Annotated in this window: 13 protein-coding genes; 7 read left to right on the plus strand and 6 right to left on the minus strand. The window is 71.6% G+C overall.

Annotation, left to right across the window (positions count from 1 at the left end):
* Positions 1 to 24 precede the first annotated feature (24 nt).
* The gene (locus O9Y01_RS13845; protein WP_269632185.1) at positions 25 to 930 is read right to left on the minus strand and encodes a YecA/YgfB family protein; all 906 of its coding nucleotides are present in this window, start codon (positions 928 to 930) and stop codon (positions 25 to 27) included.
* A gap of 130 nt (positions 931 to 1,060) precedes the next feature.
* Between O9Y01_RS13845 and O9Y01_RS13850 the strand changes: the two genes are divergently transcribed.
* Positions 1,061 to 1,624 carry a flavodoxin family protein gene (locus O9Y01_RS13850; RefSeq protein ID WP_269632186.1) on the plus strand — a complete coding sequence of 188 codons (564 nt, stop codon included), beginning with the start codon at positions 1,061 to 1,063 and terminating at the stop codon, positions 1,622 to 1,624.
* Positions 1,625 to 1,817: 193 nt separating this feature from the next.
* On the opposite strand, the gene O9Y01_RS13855 is transcribed toward O9Y01_RS13850, so the two are convergent.
* The gene (locus O9Y01_RS13855) at positions 1,818 to 2,771 is read right to left on the minus strand and encodes a LysR family transcriptional regulator (RefSeq protein ID WP_269632187.1); all 954 of its coding nucleotides are present in this window, start codon (positions 2,769 to 2,771) and stop codon (positions 1,818 to 1,820) included.
* Positions 2,772 to 2,920: 149 nt separating this feature from the next.
* Between O9Y01_RS13855 and O9Y01_RS13860 the strand changes: the two genes are divergently transcribed.
* Complete coding sequence (locus O9Y01_RS13860; protein ID WP_269632188.1) at positions 2,921 to 4,438, plus strand: CoA-acylating methylmalonate-semialdehyde dehydrogenase; 1,518 nt, start codon at positions 2,921 to 2,923, stop codon at positions 4,436 to 4,438.
* Positions 4,439 to 4,596: 158 nt separating this feature from the next.
* Entirely contained in the window at positions 4,597 to 6,222 is a 1,626-nt protein-coding gene (locus O9Y01_RS13865; protein WP_269632189.1) for a GGDEF domain-containing protein, read from the plus strand.
* An 18-nt stretch (positions 6,223 to 6,240) separates the two neighbouring features.
* Here the strand turns inward: O9Y01_RS13865 and O9Y01_RS13870 are convergent, their stop codons facing one another.
* The gene (locus O9Y01_RS13870; RefSeq protein WP_269632190.1) at positions 6,241 to 7,404 is read right to left on the minus strand and encodes a GGDEF domain-containing protein; all 1,164 of its coding nucleotides are present in this window, start codon (positions 7,402 to 7,404) and stop codon (positions 6,241 to 6,243) included.
* Positions 7,398 to 8,552, minus strand: a complete 1,155-nt coding sequence (locus O9Y01_RS13875; RefSeq protein ID WP_269632191.1) for a GGDEF domain-containing protein — start codon at positions 8,550 to 8,552, stop codon at positions 7,398 to 7,400. The genes O9Y01_RS13870 and O9Y01_RS13875 overlap by 7 nt, the downstream gene beginning before the upstream one ends.
* 100 nt (positions 8,553 to 8,652) lie before the next feature.
* On the opposite strand from O9Y01_RS13875, the gene O9Y01_RS13880 reads away from it, so the two are divergent.
* Complete coding sequence (locus O9Y01_RS13880) at positions 8,653 to 9,399, plus strand: SDR family oxidoreductase (protein ID WP_269632192.1); 747 nt, start codon at positions 8,653 to 8,655, stop codon at positions 9,397 to 9,399.
* Positions 9,400 to 9,421: 22 nt separating this feature from the next.
* Here the strand turns inward: O9Y01_RS13880 and O9Y01_RS13885 are convergent, their stop codons facing one another.
* A complete protein-coding gene (locus O9Y01_RS13885; RefSeq protein WP_269632193.1) occupies positions 9,422 to 10,957 on the minus strand; it encodes a methyl-accepting chemotaxis protein in 1,536 nt (511 codons plus the stop codon).
* Positions 10,958 to 11,045: 88 nt separating this feature from the next.
* A complete protein-coding gene (locus O9Y01_RS13890) occupies positions 11,046 to 12,104 on the minus strand; it encodes a septal ring lytic transglycosylase RlpA family protein (RefSeq protein WP_269632194.1) in 1,059 nt (352 codons plus the stop codon).
* A gap of 117 nt (positions 12,105 to 12,221) precedes the next feature.
* On the opposite strand from O9Y01_RS13890, the gene O9Y01_RS13895 reads away from it, so the two are divergent.
* The 3 genes from O9Y01_RS13895 (at position 12,222) to O9Y01_RS13905 (ending at position 15,889) form a co-directional block, all read left to right on the plus strand.
* The gene (locus O9Y01_RS13895) at positions 12,222 to 12,923 is read left to right on the plus strand and encodes a fumarylacetoacetate hydrolase family protein (protein WP_269632195.1); all 702 of its coding nucleotides are present in this window, start codon (positions 12,222 to 12,224) and stop codon (positions 12,921 to 12,923) included.
* Between the two features lie 44 nt (positions 12,924 to 12,967).
* Positions 12,968 to 13,846: a carboxylating nicotinate-nucleotide diphosphorylase gene (gene nadC / locus O9Y01_RS13900; RefSeq protein WP_269632196.1), complete on the plus strand. Its 879-nt coding sequence runs from the start codon at positions 12,968 to 12,970 to the stop codon at positions 13,844 to 13,846.
* 72 nt (positions 13,847 to 13,918) lie between these two features.
* Positions 13,919 to 15,889, plus strand: a complete 1,971-nt coding sequence (locus O9Y01_RS13905; protein WP_269632197.1) for an RDD family protein — start codon at positions 13,919 to 13,921, stop codon at positions 15,887 to 15,889.
* Positions 15,890 to 15,910: the final 21 nt, after the last annotated feature.

The following is a 15,910-nucleotide window of genomic DNA, read 5'->3' on the forward strand; positions in this document are numbered from 1 at the left end:
CCCGTCGCAGGGGTCAGGCCGCCTTCAGTGGCGACGAGACGGGCCGCCGCGCCCCCCGGGGCCCGGCCGGCGCGGGCCACCCGGGTGGCCCGCGGGCTGGGTGCTCTTGAGCGGGCGCGTCACATCGGCCAGCAGCAGGCTGGCGCGCACCAGGCACTCCACCGCCTCGGCCACGTCGCTGGGCGGCTCCAGGGATTCGATCTCCTCGATCAGCTCCTCGGCGTCCTCGAGGTCGTCAGGGTCGAGGTGCATATAGAGCTGCGCCAGCGGCTCGAGCAGCTCGGCGGCCTCTTCCTCCATCAGCTCGGGGAAATGCTCCGAGGCCAGCGCAAAGCCGGCCACCCAGGCGTAGACGACCTCGGAGGGCTCGGCGTCCTCATCCAGCTCGAAGACCCAGGGGTCGAACCACTGGCGCTCGGCGATGGCCGTGTTGAGCTCGCGATGGCGGCGGCGCACCAGGGCGAAAAGGGCCTCGCCATCGAACTGACGGGGCGGCTGGCGGCCGTCGGGATCCAGCACGAAGGGCGCCCAGTCGGCAAAGGGCACGGGCCGCGGCTGCAGCAGCACGCCCACGAGGTAGCCGTCCAGCATGCTGATGTCCAGCGGCTCCAGCGGCGCGGGCACGGCGTCCAGCAGGTCCTGCAGGCGCTCCATGTCCTGCTCGGACAGGGGCTCGTCAGCCTTGGCTCGCTCGGCGGCCGTCGGGCGCGGGGCCGCCGCCGGCCCCGGCCGGGTGGGCCGTGCCGGGCCGCCCGGCTTGCGCCCCCCGAGGCTGCCCGCCGGTGTGGCCGGGGCGCCTCCCGCGGGGCGCCGCGGCTTTGCATCGCCTGCCGGGCCCCCGCTCTTGCCGCCTTTCGAGGCGCCCTGCGCCCCTCCTTTCGAGGCGGCGGGACGGAGGGCAGAAGGCTTGCGCGGCTTGGAGGTGCTCATGCCTGCATTATCCGGCGCGTCGCCCCTTGCCAGGGCATTGCCGCAGGTCCGGGCAGATCGGGCCGGCGGCCCGCACAATGCCGGCTGCGTCTCGCCCTCTCCCTCCTGTCCCGCCCAGCTGACTCACCCCATGAGCGACTCCTCCCGCCACTTCCTCTTCCTCACCGCCAGCACTCGCGTGGCCGGCGTCGTCGGCAACACCGAGGCCCTGGCCCGCGCCGCTGCCGAGCACCTGCCCGCCGGGGCCAGCCAGCAGTGGCTGCGTCTGGCCGACCTCACACTGCCGCCCTTTGTCGACCACCGTCACGACATCGGCAGCTATCCCATGCCCGAAGGCGATGCCCGCCAGCTGCTGGACGCCACCCTGGCTGCCACCGACCTGGTGCTGGTCGCGCCGGTCTACTGGTACAGCCTGCCGGCCACCGTGAAGCTCTACCTGGACCACTTCAGTGCCTGGATGCGCGTGCCCGGCCTGGACTTCAAGGCCCGCATGGCCGGCCGCCGCCTGTGGCTGGTCACCACCAGCGGTGACCGCGCCAAGGCCCAGCCCATGATGGACAGCACCCGCCTGTGCGCCGAGTTCCTGGGCATGGCCTGGATGGGCGCGCTGTGGGGCAAGGGCGGCGCGCCCGAGGCCATCCGCGCGGACCAGGAGGCCCTGACTCAGGCCACCCGCTGGTTTGCGGGGGTTTGAAACATCTGCTTGCCAAAGAGGGGGCTCATCCCACTAAGTAGGGATAGCGAGCCCCCCGGGCCAACCCTAGAGTTGCACCCATGCCGGCCTCAGGGCCAGCACGGATCCCAACGACGTCCTTACCCAAGGACTTATCCGCCCGAGCACGCAAGTGCTTGGGCGTTTTTTTTGCCCAGCCGGCCCGCGCGGGGCCTCATTCGAAGCCGGCGTGCAGGCACTGGCGCAGATGCTCCACCAGCAGGCGCACCGGCTGCGGCGTGTGGCCACTCCATGGGTGGATGGCGTAGATCGCGTCGCCGAAGAAGTCCACCGGTCGCCAGCCGGTCAGCACGGGCTCCAGCAGGCCCTGGCGAAGGGCGTCGCGGGCGCTGAAGTCGGGCAGCAGGGCCAGGCCCAGGCCGGCCAGGGCGGCTTCACGCAGCACCTCGCTGTTCCCGGCCCGCAGCAGGCCCTGCACGGGTACCCGCACCCGCTCCGTGGCCTCGCCCTTGCCCCGGGCAAAGAACCATTGCGCCGGCCCCGGCCGCAGGTAGGGCAGGCAGGCGTGCGCCGCCAGTTCCGCCGGGTGCTGCGGGCGCCCGGCTCGCGCCAGGTAGGCCGGGCTGCCCACCAGCAGCGCCTGGGAGGCGCAAAGCTTGAAGGCCACGTGGGTGTCCGGCGGCCGGCTGGTGTGGCGGATGGCGAGGTCGAAGCCCTCCTGGGCCAGCGCGGCGAGGCGATCGGAGAGGTCCAGCTCGATGCGGATCTCCGGATAGCGCTCGAAGAACGAAGGCAGGGCCGGCGCGATGTGCTGGCGGCCCAGGGCCACGGGCGCGGTGACCCGCAGCAGGCCGCGCGGCGTACCGGCAGCCTCGCGGGCCTCGCTGAGGCTGCGGCTGAGCAGTTGCAGGCCGGGTTCGGCCTGCTCGACCAGGCGCCGGCCCGCCTCGCTGAGCCGCACCGAGCGCGTGCTGCGCTGGACCAGCTGCTGCCCCAGGTGCCGCTCCAGCTCCGCGATGCGCTGGCTCACCGCCGCCTTGGAGAGGCCCAGGCGCTGCGCCGCCTGCGTGAAGCTGCCCAGGCGCGCCACCGCCACCAGAGCCTGGAGCTGCAGCCAGTGCTGCTCCTCGCGGGCGGGAGCGCGGGAGGCGGGGGGGGACGTCGTCATGGATCACCAGGAATCGCTGCAGCGGATTGTTCATATTACTGAACAATGAAGTCAGCCCATTGGGCTAGGCAGGCCGGATGGCGCTCCCTAGACTGCCTGCATCCCCGCCGACCCAGCGCCGGCATCCACCTCTTCCCCGGAGCGACCCCATGAGCACCCCTGCCTACACCGACGCCCGCGAGCTGGGCCACTTCATCGCCGGTCAGCGCGTGGCCGCCCGCGGCGAGCGCCGCCAGCCCGTCTACAACCCCGCCACCGGCGCCGTGGCCCGCCAGCTGCAGCTGGGCACGGTGGAAGACGTGCAGGCCGCCGTAGCCGCCGCGCAGGCCGCCTTCCCGGCCTGGGCGGACACCCCGCCGCTGCGCCGCGCCCGCGTGATGTTCAAGTTCCTGGAGCTGCTGCATCGCCACCACGACACCCTGGCCGCCATGATCACCGCCGAGCACGGCAAGGTCTTCAGCGACGCCCAGGGCGAGGTCGCCCGCGGCATCGACATCGTCGAGTTCGCCTGCGGCATCCCGCAGCTGCTCAAGGGCGACTTCACCGAGCAGGTCTCCAATGGCATCGACAACTGGACCCTGCGCCAGCCCCTGGGCGTCGTGGCCGGCATCACGCCCTTCAATTTCCCGTTCATGGTGCCCATGTGGATGGCGCCGGTGGCCCTCGCCTGCGGCAATGCCTTCATCCTCAAGCCCAGCGAGCGCGACCCCTCGCCCAGCCTCTTCGTGGCCGAGCTGCTCAAGGAAGCCGGCCTGCCGGACGGCGTCTTCAACGTGGTGCAGGGCGACAAGACCGTGGTCGATGCCCTGCTGCACCACCCGGACGTCAAGGCCCTCAGCTTCGTCGGGTCCACGCCCATCGCCCAGTACATCTATGAGACGGGCGCCTCGCAGGGCAAGCGCGTCCAGGCCCTGGGCGGGGCCAAGAACCACATGGTGGTCATGCCCGACGCCGACATCGACCAGACCGTCGACGCCCTCATCGGCGCGGCCTACGGCTCGGCGGGTGAGCGCTGCATGGCCATTTCGGTGGCCGTGCTGGTGGGCGAGGCGGCGGACCGCATCATGCCCCGCCTGGCCGAGCGCGCCCGCAGCCTGGTGATCCGCAACGGCATGGACCCGGCCGCCGAGATGGGCCCCATCGTGACCCGCGAGGCCCGCGAGCGCATCGAGGGCTACATCGCCCTGGGCGTGGCCGAGGGCGCCGAGCTGCTGGTGGACGGCCGCGGCCATCAGGTCGCCGGCCACGAGGGCGGCTTCTTCACCGGCGGCACCCTGTTCGACCATGTGACGCCCGGCATGCGCATCTACCGCGAGGAGATTTTCGGCCCCGTGCTGGCCTGTGTGCGCGTGCCCGACTTCGCCACCGCGGTGGACCTGGTCAATGCGCACGAGTTCGGCAACGGCGTCGCCTGCTTCACCAGCGACGGCAATGTGGCCCGCGAGTTTGCACGCCGCATCCAGGTGGGCATGGTGGGCATCAACGTGCCCATCCCCGTGCCCATGGCCTGGCATGGCTTCGGTGGCTGGAAGAAGAGCCTGTTCGGCGACATGCACGCCTACGGCGAGGAAGGCGTGCGCTTCTACACCAAGCAGAAGAGCGTGATGCAGCGCTGGCCCGCCAGCACGCCCAAGGGCGCCCAGTTCGCGATGCCCACGCACCGCTGACCGCCACCTCGCGCACGGCCCGCCCTGTCATCTGGGTGACAGAGCGGGCCGCTGCCTTTGCGGTGGGCTCGCAAACGTGACGTCAGCACGCGGGGCTGACGCCGGTTTCGGCTACGCTAGCCGGCTTCGCTTCATTGCTGTTGAAGCCGACGCCCGAGATGCCCATTGCCCTCACCGACCGCCTGACCCAGTGCCTCAAGGAGGCCCGCGATGCCCAGCACGAGGCCACGCTGGAGCTGGGCCTCGCGCGGGCCGGCGAGGCCTGGACCCATGCCCGCCAGCTGGGTTTCCTGAGCGAGCAGATCGAGGCCGGCCGCCTGCGCGTGTACTTCCATTACCGGCGCGGCGAGCTGCAGGAGATGCTGGAGCTCTCCCAGGAGGTGCAGGCCCTCATGCGCCCGCTGGGCGCCAGCGCTCCGCTGTGCGAGCTGCTGCGCTGGACCAGCCTGGCCGCCTCCGAGCTGGGCGACTTCGAGACCGGCCTCAACTGCGCCAACGAGTGCCACGAGCTGGCCCGCGCCCTGGACGACAAGCGCGTGCTCGCCGCCGCGCTCAATGCGCTGGGTGCCTGCTTCGAGCGCATGGGCGACCCTTGGCAGGCCGAGCGCCTGATGAACGAGGCCGCCGCCCTGGTGCGGGACGAGGCCACGGCCTACGAGCGCGTCATCACCCTCAACAACCTCTGCACCACGGCCCTGGGCGAGTACCACCTGATGCGAGACAGCGGCCACGAGAAGGCCTGCCAGGAGGCCCTGCAGCGGGCCCTGCACTATGGTCGCGAGGTGCGCCCGCATGCCCGGCAGCTGGGTGAGCTCTATGCCCTGGCCCTCACCGACAGCAACCTCGGCGAGGTCCTGCTGCTGCTGGGGGAGCTGGGCGAGGCCGAGCCCTATCTGCGCGCCGCCCTGGCGCAGGCCCAGGCGCGGCAGTTCGACGCCCTGGCCGGCCGCGTGCACTGCAACCTGGCGGAGATGGCCCTGGCGCAGGACGACCTCGCGCGTGCCTGGTCCCACGTGCTGGCCGTGCAGGACGAGACCACCGTGCTGTTCAACAGCTACCAGGCGCTGCGCCTGCATCGTGTGGCCTACCGCTGCGCCAAGGCCGAGGGCAACCTGGACGAAGCCCTGCACCACCTGGAAGCCTTCCAGCGCCTGGAGCGGCGGCGCAGCGTGGCCCAGCTGATGGCGCAGTCACGCTTCTTCGTCAGCCGTCTGGAGGCCGAGCAGGCCCGGGCCGCGGCCGACCAGGCCCACCGCAAGGTCGATGCCCTCACCGCCCGCACACAGGAGCTGGAAGCCCATGTCCAGCGCGATCCGCTGACCGGGCTGGGCAACCGCCGCTTCCTGGAGGCGCGCATGCCCGGCCTGATCCTGGACTGCGAGCAGCAGCAGCGCCCGCTGACCCTGGCCCTGATCGACGCCGACCACTTCAAGCAGATCAACGACCAGCACGGCCATGCCATCGGCGACGCCGTGCTGCAGCAGCTGGCCCAGCTGCTGCGCGAGAACACGCGCGGCAGCGACCTGCTGCTGCGCTACGGCGGCGAGGAGTTCCTGGCCGTGCTGCCGGACACCGTGGCGGACCGCGCCTTCGAAGTGTGCGAGCGGCTGCGCCAGAGCGTCGAGGCCCATGACTGGCAAGACCTGTCCCCCGGGCTGGTGGTGACGCTGAGCATCGGCCTGGCCAGCGCCCCGCCCTATTCGACGGACCTGCTCATCAGCCGTGCCGACGCCGCCATGTACCGCGCCAAGCACCTGGGCCGCAACCGCGTTGCCCTGGCCTGAGCCGCCGGCCCGGGGGGCTCACTCGCGCGACTGCACCAGGTTGCGCCCCTGCCGCTTGGCCTGGTAGAGGCCCTGGTCGGCCCGCATCAGCACCGCCTCGGGGCTGCTGTCTTCGGGCAGGACTTCGGCAATGCCGAAGCTGGCCGTCAGCCGGCGCTGCTCGGGCCCCCACAGCAGGGGCTGGGCTTCCAGGTTGGCCCGCATGCGCTCGGCCACCAGCGCCGCGCCGGCCAGGCCGGTGTCGCACAGGAGGATGAGGAACTCCTCCCCGCCCCAGCGCCCCAGGGCGTCGTCATCGCGCACACAGGGCTTGAGCGCGCCGACCAGGGCCTTGAGCGCCTGATCGCCCGCGCCATGGCCCAGGGTGTCGTTGAGTGCCTTGAAGTGGTCCATGTCCAGCAGCACCAGGGCATAGGGCTCGCCGCGCCGCCAGCGCGCATGGGCCTGCTCCAGCGCCTGCCCGATGGCGCGGCGGTTCAGCACCTCTGTGAGCGGGTCGTACAGCGTCAGCTTGCGGATGCGCAGGACCAGCTGCACCAGCACCAGGAAGGCCACGACGGAGTTGACCACCATGCCCAGCACCAGCCCCGCCCACAGCCAGGCCACGTTGAAGCCGCTGCCGGAGCGCAGGTCCGGTGTGTTGCCCGGCCAGAGCAGGGGCTCGACGGCACGGGCGGCCAGCAGCAGCGTCAGTGCGCCCAGCGGGAAGCTCAGGGCCAGGGCGAAGGCCGGCCGCGTCCGGCTGCGCACCAGCCGGTAGGCCTGCCAGGAGGCCAGGCCCAGCAGGGGCGCCTGGAGGCAGTAGAGCACCGTGCCATGCCAGCGCATGGGCCAGCCCATCACGAAGCCGGGCATCAGCAGCAGGGCCAGAAGGCACAGCGCCAGCGGCCAGCGCCAGGGCGGGCGGCTCTCCTCCAGCCAGGCCGGCACGAGGCTCAGCAAGGCGAAGGCGGCGGTGCCGGTGAGATCCGCCGCATAGACCGTCAGCCAGGGCCGCTCCAGCCCGCCGCGCAGGCCACTGAGCAGCAGGGCCGAGGCGACCAGCACGTTGGCCCCCGCCATGCCCTTGGACGCCCGCGGCTGCAGCTTCAGCCCGAAAGCGAAGACCAGCCACAGCAGGCAGGCGATCAGCAGCACCAGCACGGTGGCGGCCACCAGGGTCTGGGCGCTGACGCTCAGCATGCCGCGCCCTCCACGGGCGGGGCCAGGCAGACACGGTTGCGCCCCTGGGCCTTGGCCTGGTACATGGCGCGATCCGCCGCCTCCACCAGCGCGTCGGCGAAACGGCCGGGGGCCGCCATCGCCAGACCCAGGCTGGCCGTCAGGGGCCAGTGCCGGCCCTGCCAGCTCCACACGCTGGCGGCCAGCGTGGCGCGCAGGCGCTCGGCCAGGGCCTGGGCGCCGGCCAGGGGCGTGTCCGGCAGCAGCAGCGCGAACTCCTCGCCGCCATAGCGGGCCGCGCAGTCCTGCTCGCGCAAGGAGGCCTGCAGCAGGCGCGCCACGTGGCGCAGGGCGGCATCACCGGCGGCGTGGCCCAGCTCGTCGTTGATGCGCTTGAAATGATCGAGGTCCACCATCAGCAGCGCATGACAGCGGCCACGCTGGGCCCGGACCTGCTGCCGGGCCAGCTGCTCCCGCAGTTCCCGCCGGTTGCACAGGCCGGTCAGCGGATCATGGCGGGTCAGGGACTCGATGCGCTGGATCAGCCGGCTCAGCACCAGGGCGATGAGCCCGCCGGAAATGGCCATGGCCAGCACCAGCCAGGCAGCAGCAAGCCCGGCATGACGGCGAGGGTCCTGCAGCAGCCAGCCGACGCCCGGCTCCTGCTGCGCCAGGGCAATGCCGCGCAGCAGCAGGAAGCAGGTCAACAGCGCATAGGGCGCCACCAGCCCCACGCGCAGCCAGCCGGCCAGCCCCAGGCTGCCCAGCAGCAGGTCGCGACCGGCCAGCAGGCACAGCGCGGCCATGCTCAAGGAGATGAGGGCGGTGGACAGGCCCGCCGACAGCCCCGACAGGCGGGCCAGGTCGGCGAACAGCCCCAGGGCCAGCAGGCTCAGCAAGTCCAGTCGCTGCTGGCGCAGGCGCAGCAGCTGGCGCAGGCCCAGGCTCAGCAGCCCGAGGGCCATCAGCGTGCAGATGCCGGCCAGCGCCTGGACCGGCCCGGGCCCGGCCAGCAGGGGCGGCAGCATGAGGGCCTGAGCCCCGGCGAGCAGCACGCAGGCCTGGCGGGCGACACGAAAGGGAAAGGCCAGCAACAACCAGACGCCCACCGCCAGCGCACCGAACAGGGCGTTGACCAGGAGCAGGGTGTTGGAATCCAGTTCGATCATGCGTTGCGGGGCAGGCCTGGGACGGACTCAGCTCTAGGCCAGCCATCTTCCCAGAGATTGGCCCCGCTGATCCTATCCGTTTGAACCCACAATGAGGCCCATGCGCAAAATCATCCTGATCACAGGCGCCAGCCGCGGCATCGGCGCGGCGACCGCCCTGCGCTGCGCTCAGGCCGGCTACGACATCGCCCTCAACTACCACCGGGACGCCGCCGCCGCCGAGCGCACCGCCGCGCAGGTCCGCGCGCTGGGCGCCCAGGCCCTGCTGCTGCAGGCCGACGTGGCGGACCCGGGCCAGGTCCTGGCCCTGTTCCAGCGCCTGGACCAGCAGGCCGCCCCGCTGTGGGGCCTGGTCAACAACGCCGGCGTGGTGGCCCCCAAGGCCCGGCTGGACGAGATGGCGCCCGAGCGCTGGCAGCGCGTCTTCGCGGTCAATGTGATGGGCAGTCTGCTGTGCGCCCGCGAGGCGGTGAAGCGCATGAGCCGGGCGCACGGCGGGGCCGGTGGCGCCATCGTCAACCTGTCCTCGCGTGCGGCGCTGCTGGGCTCGCCGGGGCTTTACGTGGACTATGCGGCGAGCAAGGCAGCCATCGAGGCCTTTACCGTGGGCCTGGCCCGCGAGGTGGCGGCCGAGGGCGTGCGCGTCAACGGCGTGCGCCCCGGCATCATCGCCACCGACATCCACGCCGACAGCGGCATGAGCGAGGAGCTGGCCTCGGCAGCGGCCGGCATCCCCATGCAGCGCCTGGGCCGCGCCGAGGAGGTGGCGGAGGCCATCGCCTGGCTGCTGTCAGAGGCCGCCAGCTACACCACCGGCACGATGCTGGACGTCACCGGCGGTCGCTGAGCGCGGCAGCAGTCCGCCCGCCTCAGCTCAGGCGGAAGGACCCCACGATGCCCGCCAGCGCCTGGGCCTGCTGGGCCAGACTGGCCGCGGCGGCGGTGGACTCCTCGACCATCGCCGCGTTCTGCTGGGTGTTGTGGTCCAGCTGCGTGATGGCGACGTTGACCTGGGCAATGCCGGCGCTCTGCTCGCGCGTCGCCGTGGAGATATTGCCCAGCATGGCCGTCACCTGCTGCACCTGATCGACCAGCTCGCTCATGGTGCGCCCCGCCTCGGCGGCCACGACGGCGCCGCTCTCGACCTGCGCCACGCTGTCCCCGATCAGGGCCTTGATCTCGCGCGCAGCCTGAGCACTCCGCTGGGCCAGGGTGCGCACCTCGCCGGCCACCACCGCGAAGCCGCGGCCCTGCTCGCCGGCGCGTGCGGCCTCCACGGCCGCATTCAGGGCCAGGATGTTGGTCTGGAAGGCGATGCCGTCGATGACGCCGATGATGTCGGCGATCTTCTTGGAGCTGGTGTTGATCTGGTCCATGGTGCTGACCACGCGGCCCACCGCCTCGCCGCTGCGTTCGGCCGTTCCCGACGCCTCGTGGGCCAGGGCGTTGGCCTGTTCGGCGGAGGCCGCGTTGTTCTTCACCGCGGCAGCCATTTCGTCCATGGAGGCGGCCGTCTGCTGCAGGGCCGAGGCCTGCACCTCGGTGCGTGCGCTGAGGTCATGGCTGGCCTGGGAGATCTCGCTGGAGGCGCCGGAGACCGTCCCGGCGCTGTGGTGAATCTGCTGGACAGTCTCGACCAGGCCCTGCTGCATCTCGCGCATGGCCTGCAGCAGCTGGCCGATCTCGTTGCGCTCCTGCAGGTCGGAGCGCTGGCTGAGATCGCGCTCCCGGATGGCACCGGCCAGGCGCAAGGCCTCGCCCAGGGGCCGCATGATGGCGGCCACGGTGCGCCAGGCCAGCACCAGCGCGGTCCCGAGGGCCACGGCGAAGATCAGCAGCACGATCATCACCGAGCGCCGGTAGGTCGCCTGGCTCAGCTGGTACTCCTGCTCGGCCACCTTGAGCTGCTCGTCCACCAGGTCGGACACTGCCCCGGTGAAGGGGTCGATGGCCGGGTACATCTCCTTGATGGCGAAGGCTTCCAGCGCCTCGCGGTCCTGCTTGCCCAGGATGCCCCGCAGCTTGGCGGCCGCCGCCTCGGCAGCCCCCTTGAGCGGCCTGGCCTTGGCCAGCAGCACCGCTTCATTGCCTTCGATCTTGGTGGCGATGTACTCGCCCCAGTACTTGGCGATGTCGCGCTCGGCTTCATCCAGCAGGCGCAGGGCGGCACCCATCTCGACAGTGCCGGCCCGGACCTTGTGCGTGGTGTCCACGATGTTGACCGCGTAGGCGTCGGAGACTTCCTTCAGCTGCTTGAGCGGCACCACCCGGTCCTGGTAGACGGTCTGCATGCCGTCGTTGACGCGCCCCAGCGCGTAGAGGCTCCAGCCCCCGCTGATGCCCAGGAGGACGATCAGCAGAACCGAGAACAGGATCAGTCGACTTTTGATGCTGCTGAACTGCATGGCAACGCTCCGGATTCGGTGGACCTGTGCCGCCGACTGTAGCGCCGGGCTTCCGCCAGAGCCAGGACTCTGCGCACGGAGCGTGGCGTCAGCGCCTCTCGACGATCAGTGGCGTCAGGGCCAGGGCCTGGCGCATGCGCTCGGCGGCCGTGCGGGCGTCCTCGCGGCTGGCATAGGGGCCGGCCTGCAGGCGGTGCATCTGCGCCTCCTTGAAGATGGCCAGCAGGGGCGACAGCCAGTCCAGCTCCTGGCTGAGCCGCTGCCGGAAGGCCTCGGCGCCATCCATGCGGTTGAAGGCCCCCAGCTGGACCCAGAAGCCCTTGCTTGCGGCCTTCGGCGCGGTGCCGCCCTCGGGAATGGGCAGGCTCACCGCCCCGGGGGCCGGGGTCGGGGTCAGGTCTTGCGGCAGGGCGGAGATTGCCGTGACAGCGCCGGCGGGCGGGGTCGCGGGCAGGGTCGTGGCAGCGGCCTGGGGCGCGGCGGGGGCAGGTGTTGCGCCAGGGCGGGCGTCCCGAGCCTGCGCCAGGCGGGTGCCTTCGTCGCGCCGCTGCCAGGCCCCGGTGCGGATGTCCTCGTAGGTGATGCGCTCCACTTCGACGGGCGTGACGCCGCGCAGGATGTCCAGCTTCAGCGCGGCCGTGTAGCTGAGGTCAACGATGCGGCCGGGGTGGAAGGGCCCCCGGTCGTTGACGCGCACGATGACCTCGCGTCCGTTGGCCGGGTTGCGCACCCGGGCATAGCTGGGGATGGGCATGGTGGCATGCGCCGCAGTCATCGCGTACATGTTGTAGAGCTCGCCGCTGGAGGTCGGCCGCCCGTGGAACTTGCGGCCGTACCAGGAGGCCAGGCCGCGCTCGGCCAGTGGGGCGTCGTCGGTCATGGGCTCGTAGCGCTGGCCCAGGGCCTCGTAGGGCTTGTTGGGGCCGCCCTTGCGGATGGGCTCCAGGCGCGGCTCGGCATCGGGCACCTGCATCAGGTTGGGCGGCACCTGGGCCTCGGGGCCATCGCGGTCGGAGGCGGGGGCCCGCGAGGGCAGGCTGGCGGGCGAGGACACGGGCGCGCGGCTGGCGCAGCCGCCCAGGATCGCCAGCGCGGCCAGCCATGCTGGACCAGTGCGGCGCCAGGCGAAGGAAATGGCGGGGTTCATTCTTGACATGGCGCAACCCTAAACCATGGCGCGGGCCTCGCCAAGAATGCCCGGGGATTTCGACCTCCGCCGCGCCCGCCTTGTATGCTGCGGGCTTCGTCGCAGAGGCCATGCTCCATGAACAGCGCCTACATCTTCACCCCTCCCGAGCAGCCCAGTGCCGCGGTGCGTGGCACGGACCGCCGCTATGCGGTCTCGCGCATCTTCTGCGTGGGCCGCAACTACGCCGCCCATGCCCGCGAGATGGGCGGAGATCCCAGCCGCGAGCCGCCCTTCTACTTCACCAAGCCGGCCTCGGCCCTGGTGCCGAGCGGCAGCACGGTGCCCTATCCACCCGGCACCCAGGACTACCACTACGAGATGGAGCTCGTGATCGCCCTGGGCGCGCCCGTGTTCCGGGTGAGCCCCGAGGTGGCGCGCGCCGCCATCTGGGGCTTCGCGCCCGGCCTGGACATGACCCGTCGCGACCTGCAGGCCGAAGCCAAGAAGGCCGGCCGGCCCTGGGATGTCGCCAAGGGCTTCGAGCAGTCCGCCGTGCTGGGCGAGCTGGTGCGCACGGCCGAATGCGGGCCCATGGACGCCGGCGCCATCACGCTCTCGGTCAACGGCGTGCAGAAGCAGCGAGGTGACCTGGCCGACATGATCTGGAACGTCGCCGAGATCGTGGCCAACCTGTCCCAGTTCTATCACCTGAAGCCGGGCGACCTCATCTACACCGGCACCCCGGACGGCGTGGGCCCCGTGCTGCCCGGCGACCGCCTGGCCGGTGAGATCGCCGGCCTGGGCGCCCTCGCCCTGACAATCGGCCCTGCCGAATGACGACGGACGCCCGCGCGTCCTCCCCGCTTCCCCTGCCCCCTGCCATGTTCGACCACGACGAAACCCTGCAAGAAGCGCGCGAGCGCAACATCCGCGATGCCCTGTTCGAGGACATCGGCCGCTGCGACTGGACGGCCCAGCTGGTGCCGGCCGGGCGGCAGGTCAAGGCCCATGTGCGGGTCCGCGAAGATGCCGTGCTGTGCGGCCGCGACTGGTTCGAGGGCGTGTTCAAGGCCCTGGACCCCGCCAGCCGCATCGACTGGTGCTACGAGGAAGGCGCCCGCATGCAGGCCGACACCCTGGTCTGCCACATCGTGGCCGACGGCCGTGCCCTGCTCAGCGCGGAGCGCCCGGCGCTGAACTTCCTGCAGCTGCTCTCGGCCACCGCCACGCTGACCCGCCAGCACGTGGACGCCATCGCCGGCGCCAGCCCCAATGCGCGCGGCTGCGCCGTGCTGGACACCCGCAAGACCGTGCCGGGCCTGCGCCTGGCCCAGAAGTACGCGGTGCGCGTGGGCGGCGGCGCGAACCAGCGCCTGGCCCTCTACCACGGCATTCTGATCAAGGAGAACCACATTGCCGCCGCGGGGGGCGTGGGCGCCGCGCTGCGGGCCGCCCAGGCCCTGCAGTCGGGCGTGGACATCCAGATCGAGGTCGAGTCCATCGCCGAGCTGCGCGAAGCCCTGGACGCCGGCGCCACCAGCGTGCTGCTGGACAACTTCAGCGAGGCCATGATGCGCGAGGCCGTGGCGCTCAACGCCGGGCGGGCACTGCTGGAGGTGTCCGGCGGCGTGGCGCTGGACCAGCTGCGCTGGATCGCCGCCACGGGCGTGGACCGCATCTCCATCGGCCGGCTGACCAAGGACGTCAAGGCCGTGGACTACTCCATGCGCGTCGAGGGCCCCGTCGACACCCCGGCCTGAACACCCCGGCGCCTGCGTACACTCCCGGGGCTGAACCGCCGGGCCCAGGAGCCTCGGCCCCGAGGGAGTGACATGGATCCAATCTTCAAGCCCAGACCCAAGCTGTGGCCCGCCGGTCTGGTGGTCCGGGTACAGGCTTTCTGCATCGACGCCCTGCTGCTGGTGCTGCTGGGCGCGCCCGTCCTGTGGGTGAGCCAGCACCGCCTGGTCAGCCGGCTGGACGACTTCAGCCCCACCAGCCTCTTCGTCAACTGGCTGCTGCCGGCGCTGTACTTCGTCGGCTTCTGGGCCTGGCAGGGGGCGAGCTTCGGCATGCTGTTCAGCGGCATCCGGGTGGTCGACTTCTATTCGGGCGAGAAGCCCACGCTGAAGCAGACGCTGCTGCGCTGGGTCGGGGCCTTCGTCTCCCTGCTGCCGCTGGGCCTGGGCCTGTGGTGGTCCGCCGTGGACGCACGGGGCCAGAGCTGGCATGACCGCCTGGCCGGCACCCAGGTGGTCTGGCGCCGCGCGCGCGCAGAAGGCGAGCCCGAGGAGCTGGGCTATGTGCTGCGCCACTGGCGCGGCGAACAAGGCCTGGCGCAGAGCTTCTGGATCAACAACCTGCTGCTGGCCGTGCCGTTGGCCATGCTGATCACCGGGCTGATGAGCTGGATCGGTGCCAAGGGCGAGCACCTGCAGGCCAGCGCCATCGCCGTGATGGTGGGCTGGCCCCTGATGCTGGCCCTGGACACCTGGTGCGTGGTCGGGGCCTGGCGCTCCGCAGGCAACTACCTGCGTCACAACGGCGCCGCGCTGTGGGGCTACGGCGCCCGCCTGCTGATGGGCCTGGGCATGCTGCAGGTCGCCGCCTCGCTGCTGGTGGGCTTCCTGCCCCAGCTGGGCGAGTACTGGCAGATGGCCCGCGGCATCGACCCCATCGGCCGCACCGAGTTCCACCTGGCCGAGGACGGCACCACCGTGCGCATGGAAGGTCCCATCGGCATGGGCGATGCCACGCGCCTGGACACCCTGATGAAGGCCCAGCCCCAGCTGCAGCGCTTCGAGCTGCAATCGCCGGGCGGCCGCCTGTACGAGGCCGAGCGCATGGCCGAGATGATCTCGGGCCGCTCCGGCGCCAGCGCCTGGGTGGTCGAGCACTGCGAGAGCGCCTGCACCATCCTCTTCCTGGCCGCGCCTTCGCGCCAGCTGATGCCCGAGGCCCGTCTGGGCTTCCACCGGGCCTCCTCCGGCACCTACAACCCGGTCTTCGACGAGCTGGCCAACCAGGAGCTGGAAAAGACCTACCGCAAGCTCAACCTGCCGGACTACTTCATCAAGCGCACGCTGAAGACGCCCTCGCGCAGCATGTGGTACCCCAGCATGGACGAGCTGATCAGCCACGCGCTGATCCCCGAGCCGCCCAAGACCCTGGACATCTTCCTGCCACCGGGCGCGGACAGCCCGCTCAAGGCCTATGTGGAGGCCCTGCGCGCCAACCCGGCCTGGTATGCGCTGGAGGGCCGCTTCTCCGGCAGCATCGAGCAGGCCGCCCAGCGCATGCAGGCCGCCCGCCAGGCCCAGCTGCCTGAAGACGCGGTGCAGGCCGCCGGCTACATGGTGGCCGCCGAGCAGATGGGCACCCTGGTCCACGAGCTGCAGCCGGTGCTGCGCCACCAGCTGGTCCGCCAGGTGGAGGCCCAGCTGCGGGCGGCCAAGGCACAGAGCCCCGAGGCCTGCCAGGGCCTGCTGGGCGGGCAGCTCATCCTGCGCCGCCTGCTGCCCCTGGAGCTGCATGTCACCGACAGCCACTGGATGCAGGAAGCCGCCAATTCACCGCGGGCCCGCCGCAGCTCCAATGTGCCGACACCCGTCGAGCTGGAGGTCGTGCGCCGCCGCCTGGGGCCGCTGGCGCCCGGCATGCTGGCTCACTGGTGGGGCGCCCAGCCGGGCGTGCCGGCAGCGCCGCGCTGCGAGCAGGTCCTGCAGATCCTGGACCAGCTGGGACGCCTGCCCGTGCAGCAGCGGGAACTCGCCGAACGGCTGATGTTCCAGCGCCCGGCCTGACCCCCTCCAAGGGCATCGCCG

Source organism: Pelomonas sp. BJYL3, from assembly GCF_027257975.1.
In the GTDB taxonomy this organism is placed as follows: Bacteria; Pseudomonadota; Gammaproteobacteria; order Burkholderiales; family Burkholderiaceae_C; genus Roseateles_B; species Roseateles_B flavus.